Genomic DNA, 14,755 nt, shown 5'->3' with positions numbered 1-14,755 from the left:
ACCGCCGACGACTCCAGCAGCTCAACCCCCATCCCCAGCCACTGCGACCCCTGACCGGGAAAGACGAACACCGTCTTGCCCGTGGTCGCCGCCACTCCCTCGACGGCGCCCGACACCGTGCCGGAGGCGAACCGCTCCAGGGTCGCCGTCAGCTCGGCCCGGTCCCCCACCACCACGGCCCGGCGCTCGAAGGCCGACCGCGACACCGCCAGCGAGTGCGCCACGTCGGCCAGGCGCAGCTCGCCGCGCTCGGCCGTCCACGCCGCCAGCCGCCCGGCCTGTGCCCGGAGCGCCTCGCTCGTCTTCGCCGACAGCACCCACGGCGCCACCGGTACCTCCGGCACCTCGGCGGGCGCCTCGGCCTCGACCGCCTCCTGGGCGGGGGCCTCCTCGATGATCACGTGCGCGTTGGTGCCGCTCATGCCGAACGAGGACACGCCCGCCCTGCGCGGTTCCGCGCCGGCCGGCCAGGGACGGGCCTCCGTCAGGAGTTCCACGTCGCCCGCCGTCCAGTCGATCTGCTCGGAGGGCTCCTCGGCGTGCAGGGTGGCGGGCATGACGCCGTTGCGCAGGGCCATCACCATCTTGATGACCCCGGCGGCGCCCGCGGCGGCCTGGGCGTGACCGATGTTCGACTTCACCGAGCCGAGCCACAGCGGCCGGTCCTCGGGCCGGTCCTGGCCGTACGTGGCCAGGATGGCCTGCGCCTCGATCGGGTCGCCGAGCGCGGTGCCGGTGCCGTGCGCCTCGACGACGTCGACCTGGACGGGTGCGAGCCTGGCGTCGGCCAGCGCCTGGCGGATCACCCGCTGCTGCGAGGGGCCGTTCGGCGCGGTCAGCCCGTTGCTCGCGCCGTCCTGGTTGATCGCCGACCCGCGGATCACCGCCAGGACCGGGTGGCCGTTGCGGCGCGCGTCCGACAGCCGCTCGACCAGGAGCACGCCGGCGCCCTCGGCGAGCGCCATGCCGTCGGCGGCGTTGGAGAACGCCTTGGAACGCCCGTCCTTCGCCAGCGCGCGCACCCGGCTGAAGCCGAGGAACGTGCCGGGGGTCGCCAGCACGGTCACCGCTCCGGCCAGCGCCATCGTGCAGTCGCCGTTGCGCAGCGCGCGCACCGCGAGGTGGAGCGCGACCAGGGACGACGAGCAGGCGGTGTCGATGGTGACGGCCGGGCCCTCCAGCCCCAGGGTGTAGGAGATGCGGCCGGAGACCACGCTGGTGGCGACGCCGGTCATCATGTAGCCCTGCAGCTCCGGCGGCGCCTGCGTCATCATCGTGAGGAACTCGGGGCTGTTGGCGCCCACGAACACGCCGGTCCTGCTGCCGTGCAGGGTGGCCGGGTCGATGCCGGCCCGCTCGATCGCCTCCCACGAGGTCTCCAGCAGCAGCCGCTGCTGCGGGTCCATCGCGACGGCCTCACGCGGGCTGATCCCGAAGAAGCCGGGATCGAACTCGGTGATGTCGTGCACGAACCCGCCCTCGGCGACGTACGAGGTGCCGAAGGCGTCGGGGTCGGGGTTGTAGAGCGCCTCCAGGTCCCAGCCGCGCCCCTCGGGGAACTTCGAGATGGCGTCGGTCCCGCCGGCCACGACCCGCCACAGGTCCTCCGGGCTCTCGACCTCTCCCGGGTAGCGGCATCCGATGCCGACGATGGCGATGGGCTCGTGGTCCTTCTCCTCGGCCGCGTGCAGGCGCTTCTTGCTGTCGTGAAGCTCGGTCGTCACTCGCTTCAGGTACTCGACGAGCTGTGCTTCTGTTGCCATCTGCCTTCCTCTCTCGCTACTACGCCTGCTCAGGAGATGCCGAGCTCGTTGTCGATGAAGTTGAGAATCTCGTCCGCCGTCGCGTCGGCCAGCCGGCCGGCCACGTCCTCCTCCGCCGGTCCGGTGTCCGGCCGCCTCTCCTTCCAGGAGAAGAGCAGCTGCTCCAGCCGGGCCGTGATGTCCTCGGAGGTCTCGCACCCGGCCGCGACGACGGCCAGCCTGGCCTCGATCCGGTCGAGCTCGGCCAGGATCTGCCGGTCCGCGCTGTGCGCCGGTGGCGCGATCTCCTCCAGCAGGTGCCCGGCCAGCACGGCGGGGTTGGGGTAGTCGAAGACCAGCGAGGCCGGGAGCCGCAGCCCGGTGGCGGTCTTGAGGCGGTTGCGCAGCTCCACCGCGGTCAGCGAGTCGAAGCCGATCTCCTTGAACGCCCGGCCGGGCTCCACCGTCTCGGACCCGGCGAAGCCGAGCACCGCGGCCACGTGGCTCCGCACCAGGTCCAGCAGCATCGGCGTCCGGTCGGCCTCGGGAAGGGCCGCCAGCCGGTCGGTGAGGGACTCGGCCTCCTGCGACTCGGCCGTCACGACGCGGCGGGCCGTGGTCCGCACCAGGCCGCGCAGCAGCGGGTGCCCGAAGCCGGCCGCCGCGCCCGCGCGCAGCGTGGCGAGATCGAGCCGCATGGGCACGAGTGCCGCCTGGTCCGCGCCCATGGCCAGGTCGAACAGGTCGAGGCCCTGGTCCAGGTCGAGCGCGCCCATGCCGGACCTGTTCAGCCTGCCGATGTCGGCCTCGTCCAGGTGGCCGGTCATCCCGCTGCCGCTCTGCGGCGACCACAGGCCCCAGGCCAGCGACGTCGCCGCCTGCCCGCGTGCCCGGCGGTGCTGGGCGAGCGCGTCCAGGAAGGCGTTGGCCGCCGCGTAGTTGCCCTGGCCGGGGCTGCCGAACACGCCGGCCGCGCCCGAGTACAGCACGAACCGCGCCAGGTCGAGCCCGGCGGTGAGCTCGTGCAGGTTGACGGCCGCGGTGACCTTCGGCCGCAGCACGGCCTCGACGCGTTCCGGGGTGAGCGAGGAGATCATCCCGTCGTCCAGCACGCCCGCCGTGCTGAGGACGCCGGTCAGCGGGTGCTCGGCGGGGATCCCCGCGAGCAGCGCCGCCAGGGCGTCCCGGTCGGCCGCGTCGCACGCGACGATCCGTACGGTGGCGCCCAGCCCGGTCAGCTCCTCCTCCAGCGCGGCGGCGCCCGCGGCCTCGGGGCCGCGGCGGCCGGCCAGGACCAGGTGCCGCACGCCGTGCTCGGTGACCAGCCGCCTGGCCGCGAGCGCGCCGAGCGCGCCGGTGCCGCCGACGACGAGCACGGTGCCCTCGCCGTCGAGCTCGGCCGGCATCGTCAGCACGACCTTGCCGATGTGGCGGGCCTGGGCGACGTGCCGGAACGCGTCACCGGCCCGGCGGACGTCCCAGTCGCGGATCGGCGGCAGCCGGAGCGCGCCCTCCGCGAACAGCGCGACGACCGTGGCGAGGATCTCGCCGGTGCGCGCGGTGTCGAGCCGGGTGAGGTCGAAGTCCTGGTAGCGCGCGGGGAGCATCGCGGCCGGGTCCCGCACGTCCGTCTTGCCCATCTCGATGAACCGCCCGCCGGGGCGCAGCAGCCCGAGCGAGGCGTCGACGAACTCCCCGGCGAGGGAGTTGAGCACCACGTCCACTCCGGCGCCGAAGGTCCGCGCGAACTCCAGCGTCCGCGAGGAGGCGATCCGCTCGCGGGGCACGCCCAGCGCGTGCACCGCGTCCCACTTGCCCTCGCTGGCGGTGCCGTAGACCTCGGCCCCCAGGTGGTGGGCGAGCTGCACGGCGGCCGTCCCGACGCCGCCGGCGGCGGCGTGCACCAGCAGCGACTCGCCGGCGCGGAGGCCGGCCAGGTCCACGAGCGCGTGGTAGGCGGTGACGAAGGCGATCGGCACGGACGCCGCCTCGGCGAACGTCCACCCGTCGGGGATCCGGGTGAGCAGCCGGTGGTCGGTGACGGCGAGCCGGGCGAAGCCGTCGACGATGCCCATCACCCGGTCGCCGACCGCGAGCGTGGTGACGTCGTCGGCGACCTCGGTGACGACGCCCGCGCCCTCCCCGCCCATGGGGGCGTCGCCGGGGTACATGTCCAGGGCGATCAGCACGTCGCGGAAGTTCAGCCCCATCGCCCGGGTGGCGATCCTCACCTGGCCGGGGGCCAGCGGCGGGTTGTCCGCGGGCAGCAGCGCCAGGTTGTCGACCGTGCCGCGGCCGGTCACGTCCAGCCGCCAGTTCCCGGTCCCGGCGGGCGGGACCATGGCGCCGCCGCGCCCGGATCCGGCGCGGGCGAGCCTGGGCGTGTACGCCGTCCCCTCGCGGAGCGCGAGCTGGGTCTCCCCACCGGCCAGCACGGCCGGCAGCGCCCGGTAGGAGTCCGGGTGGCCGTCCAGGTCGAGCAGGATCAGCCGGTCCGGGTTCTCCGACTGCGCCGACCTGGCCAGCCCCCAGACGGCGGCGTTGCGCAGGTCCGCGACCTCGTCGTGGCCGGTCGCGGCGACGGCGCCGTGGGTGATGAGGACCAGCCGCGAGGACGGGAAGCGCTCCTCGGCCAGCCAGGTCCGCAGCAGGTCGAGCGCCTCGCAGGTACGGTCGGCGACGGCCGCGGCCAGCGCGCCCGCAGGGCCGCCGTCCAGTGACACGCACACCAGGTCGGGCACCTGCTCCGTCGCGAGGAGCGCGGCCAGGCTGTCGTGCCGCGCGGCGTCGATCCCGGCGCGGGACAGGCCGGTCGCGTCGCCGACGACGGCCCACCGCTGCCCGGCCGGCACCTCTCCGGCCGGGACGGGCGCCCAGTCGAGGGCGTAGAGCGAGTCGCGTGCCGTACCGGCGGCCGAAGCGGTGCCCGCGGCGGGCAGCGGGCGCAGCAGCAGGGCCGCCACGTCGGCGACCGGGGCGCCCGCCTGGTCGGTGACGGTGAGCGCCACGCGACCGGCCTCCCGGATCGACAGCCGGGCGCGGATCGAGGTGGCCCCGGTGGCGTGCAGCCGCACGCCGGTCCAGGCGAACGGCATCTGCGGCCCGGCCTGCGCGCCGGTCGCGTGCAGCGCGATCGAGTGCAGCGCCGCGTCGAGGAGCGCGGGGTGGAGGCCGAATCCGCCGGTGTCGGTGCCCTCCGGCAGGGCGACCTCGGCGAAGATCTCCTCGCCGCGCTGCCAGACGGCGTGCAGTCCCTGGAAGGTCGGGCCGTAGCCGAGGCCGGCCTCGGCCAGCCAGCCGTACATGCCGGACACATCGACGGCCTCGGCGCCCTCGGGCGGCCAGGCGGCGGTGTCCTGGACCGGTCGTTGCGCGGCGCCGGTCGCGAGGACGCCGACGGCGTGGCAGGTCCACGGGTCGTCGGACAGCCCGCGGTCGGGCCGCGCGTGGACGGCGAGCGTGCGCCGTCCCTCGTCGTCGGGCGCGCCGACGGCGAGCTGGAGCTGGACCGCGCCCCGCTCCGGCAGGGTGAGTGGCGCCTGGATGGTGAGCTCGTCGACGAGGTCGCAGCCGACCTCGTCACCGGCGCGCAGCGCGAGCTCGACGAAGGAGGTTCCCGGCAGGATCGCCTGCCCGTTGACCGCGTGGTCGGCGAGCCACGGGTGCGTCCTCAGCGACAGCCTGCCGGTGAGCAGGACGCCCTCCGCGCCGGCCAGCGACACGGCCGCGCCGAGCAGGGGGTGTCCGGCCGCGCCCAGGCCGGCGGCGCCGACGTCGCCGGGCTGGGCGGTGCGCTCCTCGAGCCAGAAGTGCTGGTGCTGGAAGGCGTAGGTGGGCAGGTCGACGATGCTCGGCCGGGCGGGGGCGATGGCCCGCTCCCAGTCGACGTCGCCGCCGCGCGCCCACAGCTCGGCCGCGCTGGACCACATCCGGCGCTGGCCGCCCTCGTTGCGCCGCAGGGTGCCGATGGCCGTGACGTCGTGGTCGGCCGCGTCCGCGGTCTCCTGGACGGCCATGGTCAGCACGGGGTGGGCGCTGCACTCCACGAACACGCCGTGTCCCTGCTCCATCAGCGCGCGCACCGACGGCTCCAGCTGGACAGGCCGGCGCAGGTTGGTGTACCAGTACCCGGCGTCGAGCTCGGAGCCTTCGATCCAGCCGGCGGTCACGGTGGAGAAGAACGGGGTGTGGCCGGTACGCGGCGCGACCGGCGCCAGCAGCGTGGCGAGCTCGTCCTCGATCGCGGTGACGTGCGCCGAGTGCGAGGCGTAGTCCACCTCGATCCGCTTGGCCCGCACCCCGGCCGCCTCGCAGCCGGCGAGCAGCTCCTCCAGCGCGTCCACGTCGCCGGAGACCACCGTGGAGGCCGGGCCGTTGATCGCGGCGATCGACACCCGGTCGTCCCAGCGGCCCAGCCGCTCGGTCACCTCGGCCGACGGCAGCGCGACGGAGACCATCCCGCCCCGGCCGGCCAGCGCCACGATCGCCCGGCTGCGCAACGCCACCACCCGGGCGCCGTCCTCCAGGGACAGCGCGCCGGCCACCACCGCGGCGGCGATCTCGCCCTGGGAGTGGCCCACCACCGCCGCCGGCTCCACCCCGAGTGACTGCCACAGCTGAGCGAGCGAGACCATCATCGCCCACAGCACCGGCTGGACCACGTCCACCCGGTCGAAGCCCGGCTGGCCCTCCTCGGCCCGCAGCACCCCGGTCAGCGACCAGTCCACGAACTCCGACAGCGCCGCCTCGCACTCCGCCATCCGCGCCGCGAACACCGCGGAGGAGTCCAGCAGTTCGACACCCATGCCCGGCCACTGCGACCCCTGGCCAGGGAAGACGAACACCGTCTTGCCGCCCGAGCCGGGCGTGCCCTCGACCACCCCGGTGACGGCGACGCCGTCCGCGAGCCCGTGCAGCCCGGCGAGCAGTTCGTCGCGGTCCGTGCCCACGACCACCGCGCGGTGGTCGAACGCGGACCTGGAGACGGCCAGCGAGTGGGCCACGTCCTCCGGGCGCGCCTCGGATCCGGCGACCGCCCGCGCCAGCCGTCCGGCCTGGTCGCGCAGGGCCTGGGCGTTCCGCCCCGACAGCACCCACGGCACCGCGGGCAGCTTGGAAGGCGCTTCCGGTGCTTCGTTCTCCTGGGCCGGAGCCTCCTCCAGCACCACGTGCGCGTTCGTGCCGCTGATGCCGAACGACGAGACGGCGGCGCGGCGCTCGCGCCCGCTGTCCGGCCAGGTGACGGCCTCGGTCAGCAGTTCCACACTGCCGGCCGACCAGTCCACGTGCGGGCTCGGCTCGTCCACGTGCAGCGTCTTCGGCAGCACGCCGTGCCGCAGGGCCATCACCATCTTGATGACCCCGGCCACGCCTGCCGCCGACTGGGTGTGGCCGATGTTCGACTTCACCGAGCCGAGCCACAGCGGCCGGTCCTCGGGCCGGTCCTGGCCGTACGTGGCGAGCAGCGCCTGCGCCTCGATCGGGTCGCCGAGGGTGGTGCCCGTGCCGTGCGCCTCGACCGCGTCCACGTCCGCCGGCGACAGGCCCGCGTTGGCCAGCGCCTGGCGGATCACCCGCTGCTGCGAGGGGCCGTTCGGCGCGGTGAGGCCGTTGCTCGCGCCGTCCTGGTTGATCGCCGACCCGCGGATCACCGCCAGGACCGGGTGGCCGTTGCGGCGCGCGTCCGACAGCCGCTCGACCAGGAGCATGCCGACGCCCTCCGACAGGCCGAAGCCGTCCGCCGAGCCGGCGAAGGACTTGCACCGGCCGTCCCTGGCGAGCGCGCCCTGCAGGCTGAAGCCGATGAAGCCGAGCGGGGTGCACATCACCGTGACACCGCCCGCCAGGGCCAGGTCGCAGTCGCCGTTGCGCAGCGCCTGCACCGCCAGGTGCAGCGCCACCAGCGACGACGAGCACGCCGTGTCGACCGTGACCGCGGGCCCCTCGAACCCCATCGCGTACGCGACGCGGCCGGAGGCGATGCTGCTCAGCGTGCCGGTGACCAGGTGCCCGATGGACTCCAGCGGCACCTGGTCGGAGTGGCGGCCGTACTCCTCGTAGGCCGCGCCCACGAACACGCCGGTCCGGCTGCCGCGCAGCGAGCCGGGGTCGATGCGGCCGTGCTCGATCGCCTCCCAGGAGGCTTCGAGCAGCAGCCGCTGCTGCGGGTCCATCGCGAGGGCCTCACGCGGCGAGATCCCGAAGAACTCGGGGTCGAACTCGCCCGCGCCGAGCACGAAACCGCCGTCCTGCGTGTACGAGGCGAAGACCGCCTCCGGGCTTGGGTCGTAGATCCCCTCGACGTCCCAGCCCCGGTTGTCGGGCAGCCGGGAGATGGCGTCCTCGCCCTCGGCGACCAGCCGCCAGAGGTCGTCGGGGCCGTTCACCCCGCCCGGGGTGCGGCAGCTCATTCCGACGATCACGATCGGGTCGTCGGACACGTCGCCGTGAACCCTCCCGGCGGTCGCGACGTCCTCCTGCACGCCCAGGATCTCGGTCCTGGCCAGCTCCGCGAGCGCCTTCACGTTCGGGTAGTCGAAGACCACGGTGGCCGGCAGGCGGATGCCCAAGGCGAGGTTGAGCTTGCCGCGCAGCTCGACGGCCGTGACGGAGTCGAAGCCGAGGTCGCGGAAGGCCCGGTCGACGCCGACCTCCGACGGGTCCGCGTAGCCGAGCACACCCGCCACCTCCTTGCGGACCTGGGCCACCAGGAGGCGGGTCTGGTCCTGCGGACTGAGCCGGACCAGCTGGGCGCCCAGCTCGGACACCTCCCCGGCGCCCGCGCCGGTGTCGCCGCCGGTCTCGAGCACCGCGACGGCCTCGGGGACGCCCTCCAGCAGGGGGCGCCTGCGGGCGATGGCGAAGAGCGGGGCGAAGCGGGGCCAGTCGATGTCCGCGATCACCAGGGTGGTCTCGTCGTCGTCCAGCGCCTGCCAGAGTCCCTCGACGGCCGTGAGCGGGTCCATGTAGCGGACGCCGCTCCTGCGGGCGTCGTCCTCGCCGAGCAGCGTGGTCATCCCGCCGCCCGCGGCGTCCCAGAAGCCCCAGGCGATCGCCGTCCCGGGAAGGCCTCGGGCGCGGCGGTGGGCGGCGAGCGCGTCGAGGAACGCGTTGCCCGCGGCGTAGGCCCCGTTGTGGGAGCCGCCCCAGACACCGGCGCCGGAGGAGAACAGCACGAAGGCGTCGAGCGGGCCGGCGAAGAGCTCGTCCAGGTGGGCCGCGCCGGTGATCTTGGCCTGGGTGGCCTCGGCCAGCTCGTCGCGGCCGAGGTCGAGCAACGGCTGGATGTGCGGGACTCCCGCGGTGTGGAAGACCGACCTGATGGTGTCGCCGCCCGCCTCGACCTCGTCGACCAGGGCGGCGAGCGCGGCGCGGTCGGCCACGTCGCATTTGGCGACCGTGACCCGCGCGCCCAGCCCTTCGAGTTCGGCCACGAGCTCCGTGACGCCGGGGGCGTCCGCGCCGCGCCTGCTGGTGAGGAGCAGGTGCTCGACGCCGCCTCGGGCGAGCCGGCGCGCCACGTGCGCGCCCAGGCCGCCGGTGCCGCCGGTGATCAGGGCGGTGCCGCGCGCCTGCCAGCGTCCGGCCGGGCCCGTCCGCCGTCTGGGCGCCCTGGTCAGCCTCCTGGCGAAGATCCCGGAGGCGCGGACGGCCAGCTGGTCCTCCTCCCCGGCGCCGGCGAGCACGCTCACCAGGCGGTTGAGGACGCGCGTGTCGAGGGTCTCCGGCAGGTCGACGGTGCCGCCCGGCCGGTCGGGGTGCTCCAGGGCGAGCACGCGGCCCAGGCCGGCCACCGCGCCCTGCTCGGGGTCGCGGACGAAGTCGACGCGGCTCACGTTCTCGCCGCCGTCGGTGCCGATCCACAGCGGCGCGTTCGGGCCGTCCGTGGCCTGGGTTCGCGAGAGGGCCTGGATCAGCGAGAGGGTCAGGGCCAGGTCGCAGTACAGGGAGAGGACGCCCGCGGGCGCGGTGTCGCCGTACGGCAGCGCCTCGCCGCCGGGGTCGTCGCCCAGCCCGACCACCTCGGGCCTGGCTCCGTGCCGCTCGAGGGCCTCGGCGACGGAGAGCACCGAGGCGTCGGCGGCACGCGCCGCCGGGACCGCGATCAGCCAGGTGCCGGACAGCGCGGAGGGCCTGGCGTCCGGCAGGGTGACGGGTTCCCACGTCACGTGGTAGCGCCACGAGTCCAGCACGCCCTGCTCGCGCCTGCTGCGCCGCCAGGACGACAGCGCGGGCAGCACGGCGGCCAGCGGCGAGCCGTCCTCGATGTTCAGCGTCGCGGCGAGCGCGGCCACGTCCTCGCGCTCCACGGCCGACCAGAACTCGGGGTCGACGGCGTCGGCCGCCTGCTCGGGCGCGGCGCTTCCCGGCATGAACCAGAAGCGCTTGCGCTGGAAGGCGTAGGTGGGCAGGTCGACGCGCCGTGGGCAGGCGTCGGCGAAGTAGGCGTCCCAGCCGACGACGACGCCCCTGCCGTGCAGGTGGCCGAGGGCCTCGACGAGGGCTCGCGCCTCGTCGCGGTCCTTGCGCGCGGTCGGCACGAAGGCGACGGCGTCGTCGCCGTCGAGGATCTGCCTGGCCAGGCTGGTCAGGACGGCGTCGGGGCCGATCTCGACGAACACCGTGGCGCCGCCGGTGCGGGCGGTGGTGACGGCGTCGGAGAAGCGGACCGCCTGCCGTACGTGGTCCACCCAGTAGCCGGGGTCGGTCAGCTGTCCCGCCTGGGCGCGCCTGCCGGTGACGTCGGAGATGATCGGCACCGTCGGCTCGTGGTAGGTCAGCGACCGGGCGACCTGGCGGAACTCGGCCAGCATCGGCTCGATCAGCGGAGAGTGGAAGGCGTGCGAGACGCGCAGCCTGCGGGTGCGGGCGTTCACCAGGGAGGCGATCTCCTCCACCGCGGCCTCGCCGCCGGAGATCACCACCGCCTCCGGGCCGTTGACCGCGGCGATGCCGACGTCACGCCCTTCCAGCAGCGGCAGCACCTCGGCCTCGGAGGCGGCGACGGCCAGCATCGCCCCGCCCTGCGGGAGTGCCTGCATCAGCCGGGCCCGCTCGGAGACCAGCGTGCAGGCGTCGGGCAGCGAGAGCACCCCGGCCACGTGGGCGGCGGCGATCTCTCCCACCGAGTGACCCACCAGCACGTCCGGCGTGATGCCGAGTGAGGTGAGCAGACGGTAGAGGGCGACCTCGAAGGCGAACAGCGCCGGCTGGGTCATCCCCGTCTCGGCCAGCACCTCTTCCGGACCGGAGAACATCGCCTCGCGTACGGGGTGCGGCAGCATCGGGTCCAGGACCTTGCAGACCTCCTCCAGCGCGTCGGCGAACACCGGGAACGCCGCCGCGAGGGACGCCCCCATGCCCACCCGCTGGCTGCCCTGGCCCGCGAACAGGAAGGCGAGCTGCCCGCCCGTCCCGGTTCCCGTGACGGTTCCGGGCAGGGTCGCGTTCTCCGCGAGGGCCTGGAGGCCGGCCAGGAGCTCGGCCCGGTCCGCTCCGACGATCACCGCGCGCCGGTCCAACACGGCCCGGCCGGTCGCCAGGGACCAGCCGACGTCCTCGATCGGCAGGTCGTCGTGCGCGGCCGCCCACGTGTGGAGCCGGCCGGCCTGCGCCGCGAGCGCCTGCTCGTCCTTGGCGGAGACCACCCAGGGCACCAGCGGGAGCGGCAGCCTCTCTGGCTCGGCCTCGTCGGGCGTGACGGGCGTCTCCTCGATGATCATGTGGGCGTTGGTGCCGCTGAACCCGAAGGCCGAGACGGCCGCCCGGCGCGGCGCGTCGTGACGCTCCCAGGGGCGGGCCTCGGTGAGCAGCTCCACGGCGCCGGCCGACCAGTCCACGTGCTCGGTCGGCTCGTCCACGTGCAGCGTCCGAGGCAGCACGCCGTTCCGCAGGGCCATCACCATCTTGATGACGCCGCCGACGCCGGCGGCGGCCTGGGTGTGGCCGATGTTCGACTTCAGCGAGCCCAGCCAGAGCGGCCTGCCGGGGGCCCGGTCCTGGCCGTAGGCGGTGATGAGCGCCTGTGCCTCGATCGGGTCGCCCAGGGTGGTGCCGGTCCCGTGGCCCTCCACCGCGTCGACCTGCGAGGGCGACAGGCCAGCGTCGGCCAGCGCCTCCCTGATCACCCGGACCTGGGAGGGACCGTTCGGGGCCGACAGCCCGTTGCTGGCGCCGTCCTGGTTGACCGCGCTGCCGCGGATGACCGCGAGCACGTTGTGCCCGTTCGCCGTGGCGTCAGAGAGGCGTTCGAGCAGCAGCACGCCCACGCCCTCGCCCCAGCCGGTGCCGTTGGCCGCGCCGGCGAACGACTTGCACCTGCCGTCGCCGGCCAGGCCTCGCTGCTGGGAGAACTCGATGAACGTGTTCGGGGTCGCCATCACCGTGACGCCGCCGGCCAGTGCCATCGAGCACTCGCCCCTGCGCAGGGCGTGCACCGCCAGGTGCAGCGCGACCAGCGACGAGGAGCACGCCGTGTCGACGGAGACGGCCGGGCCCTCCAGGTCCAGGGCGTAGGCGACCCGGCCCGAGGTGACGCTGCCGAGCGCCTCCGCGCGGAAGTAGTCGTGGTACATGACCCCGGCGTAGACCCCGGTACGGCTGCCGCGGACCGACACCGGGTCGATGCCCGCGTGCTCGAAGGTCTCCCAGCACGTCTCCAGGAACAGCCGCTGCTGCGGGTCGGTCCCTATGGCCTCGCGCGGGGAGATGGAGAAGAATCCCGCGTCGAACTCGGCGGCGTCGTAGAGGAAGCCGCCGTGCCTGGAAGTGGTCGTGCCCGGGTTGTCCGGGTCGGGGTGGTAGAGGTCCTCGCGCCAGCCGCGGTCGGCGGGGAACTCGGAGATCCCGTCACCGCCCTCGGCGACCAGCTGCCACAGTTCCTCGGGCGAGGTGGCCCCGCCCGGGTAGCGGCAGCTCATGCCGATGATCGCGATGGGCTCGTGGTCGCGGCCCTCGATCTCGTGCAGCTGCCGACGAGTTTGCTGGAGGTCGGCTGTAACCCGCTTCAGGTAGTCCCTGAGCTTGTCTTCGTTTGCCATCTCGGGTATTCCTTCTCAGCAGAAGCGCACAGGTCAGGAGACTTCAAGCTCGTTGTCGATGAAGGCGAACATCTCGTCGTCGGTGGCCGTCTCGAATTGGTCGGCCGCGCCGAAGCCGTTGAGGCCCGTCAGGAAGTCCTTGAGGCGGGCGACCAGCCGGTTGCGGGCGACGCTCTCCTCCGCCAGCCCGGTCACGGTGTTCTCGATCTTTTCGATCTCGGCGAAGAGCCGCAGGATCTGCGCCTCCTCGTCCTCCGCCCCGTCGAAGTGGTCCACCAGATACTCGATCAGCTCGATCGAGGTGGGGTAGTCGAAGACCAGCGTGGCCGGCAGCCGGAGCCCGGTGACGGCGCTGAGCCGGTTCCTGAACTCGACCGCGGTGAGGGAGTCGAAGCCCAGGTCCTGGAACTGGCGCTGGGGCTCGATCGCCGAGGCGTCGGCGAAGCCGAGGACCATGGCCGCCTGGCCGCGGACGAGGTCCGACAGTGCCGCCTGGCGCTCCGCGGGCTCCATCGCGGCCAGCCGTTCGGTGAGCCCGTGCAGGGCGCCCGCCCGGGGCATCGCCGTACGGGCCGTGGTCCTGGCCTGGACGAACCGGGCGGCGACCAGCGCCGGGAGGTCGTGGTTCAGGCCGGCGTCGAACAGGGCCAGCCCGTCCGCCACCGGCAGCGGCTTCAGGCCCATGCGCTCCATGCGGCGTATGTCGGCCTCGGTGAGGTCGTCCGCCATGCCCCCGCTCTCCCACAGGCCCCAGGCCAGCGAGGTGCCCGCCAGTCCCTGTGACCTGCGGTGCTCGGCCAGGGCGTCGAGGAAGGCGTTGGCCGCGGCGTAGTTGCTCTGGCCGGCCCCGCCGAGCACCCCGGAGAGGGAGGAGAAGAGGACGAACGCGGACAGGTCGAGATGCCGGGTGAGCTCGTGCAGGTGCCAGGCCGCGCCGGCCTTGGGCCGCATGACCCGCTCCAGCCGTTCGGGGGTGAGCGCGGTGATCACGCCGTCGTCGAGGACGCCGGCCGCGTGCACCACGCCGCTCAGCGGGTGCTGGACGGGGATGGCAGCGATCAGCTGCTCCAGCGCGTCCCGGTCACCGACGTCGCAGGCCGCGACCGTGACCGTGGCGCCCAGGTCGGTCAGCTCGGTCACCAGGTCGGTGACGCCTGGAGCCTGCTCGCCGCGCCGGCTGGCCAGCAGCAGATGCTTGACCTGGTAGGTCGCGGCCAGATGTCTGGCCACCAGCGCGCCCAGGCCGCCGGTGCCTCCGGTGACCAGCACCGTGGACTCCGGCCCGAACTCCAGCCGCTCGTACTCCGGTACGGCCGCGCGTGCCAGGCGCGGCGACCACAGCGCGCCCGACCGGACCGCGACCTGCGCCTCGCCCGAGGCGAGGGCCTGACCGACCGTTCTCGGGTCCAGCGGCCCGGCCTCCGCGTCCAGCAGTACGAACCGGCCGGGCTGTTCGGCCTGCGCCGCCCGCACCAGACCCCAGACCGCGGCCTGCACCGGGTCCACGTCCTCGACCTCGGCGACCGCCACCGCGCCCCGGGTCACGAGCACCAGCCGCGAGGAGGCGAACCGCTCCTCGGCCAGCCACTCCCGCACCAGGCCCAGCGCCTGGTGCACCCCGGCCGGGACCTCGACCAGCACGCACTCCGCGATCTCACCGGCCGGCGAATCGGCCGGCGAATCGGCGACCACCCACCCGGGCGCCTCCGCGGCGGCGGAAACGGCCGGAGCCGCACTCCACTCGAGCCGGTACAGGTTCTGCCCGGCGGTGTTGCCCAGGCCGGCCGTGGACAGGGCCCGAAGCGTGAGCGCCTCGATGTCGGCCACGGGTGCGCCGCTGCCGTCGGCGATGCTCAGCGTGATGCCGACGCTCCCGACGTTGGCGGTGGCGTTTCTTGTCGCCCTGACGCGCAGGGTGGTGGCGCCGACCGCGTGGACCGACACCCCGTTCCAGGCGAACGGCAGATACGGCCG

3 protein-coding genes are annotated in these 14,755 nt (G+C 74.4%); all 3 read right to left on the bottom strand.

Translation table 11 applies throughout. The features are described 5' to 3' along the window. The coding region (locus tag ACTOQ1_RS42365; RefSeq protein ID WP_440074174.1) for a type I polyketide synthase at positions 1-1,763 on the bottom strand (1,763 nt) is incomplete at its 3' end. Positions 1,764-1,792: 29 nt separating this feature from the next. Continuing rightward, a complete protein-coding gene (locus ACTOQ1_RS42360; RefSeq protein ID WP_440074172.1) occupies positions 1,793-12,781 on the bottom strand; it encodes a type I polyketide synthase in 10,989 nt (3,662 codons plus the stop codon). A 33-nt stretch (positions 12,782-12,814) separates the two neighbouring features. Continuing rightward, positions 12,815-14,755, bottom strand: a 1,941-nt coding sequence (locus ACTOQ1_RS42355; RefSeq protein ID WP_440074170.1) for a type I polyketide synthase, incomplete at its 5' end; no start/stop codon positions are given.

It is taken from the genome of Streptosporangium sp. OZ121 (assembly GCF_051918885.1).
GTDB lineage: Bacteria > Actinomycetota > Actinomycetes > Streptosporangiales > Streptosporangiaceae > Streptosporangium.
The sequence above is the reverse complement of the archived record's forward strand: the minus strand, read 5'-3'. Positions and strand labels throughout refer to the sequence as shown.

What these genes read in the sequence shown, in the direction of transcription:
- ACTOQ1_RS42360 (WP_440074172.1), bottom strand. Translation starts at nt 12,781, where the DNA reads ATGGCAAACGAAGACAAGCTCAGGGACTACCTGAAGCGGGTTACAGCC.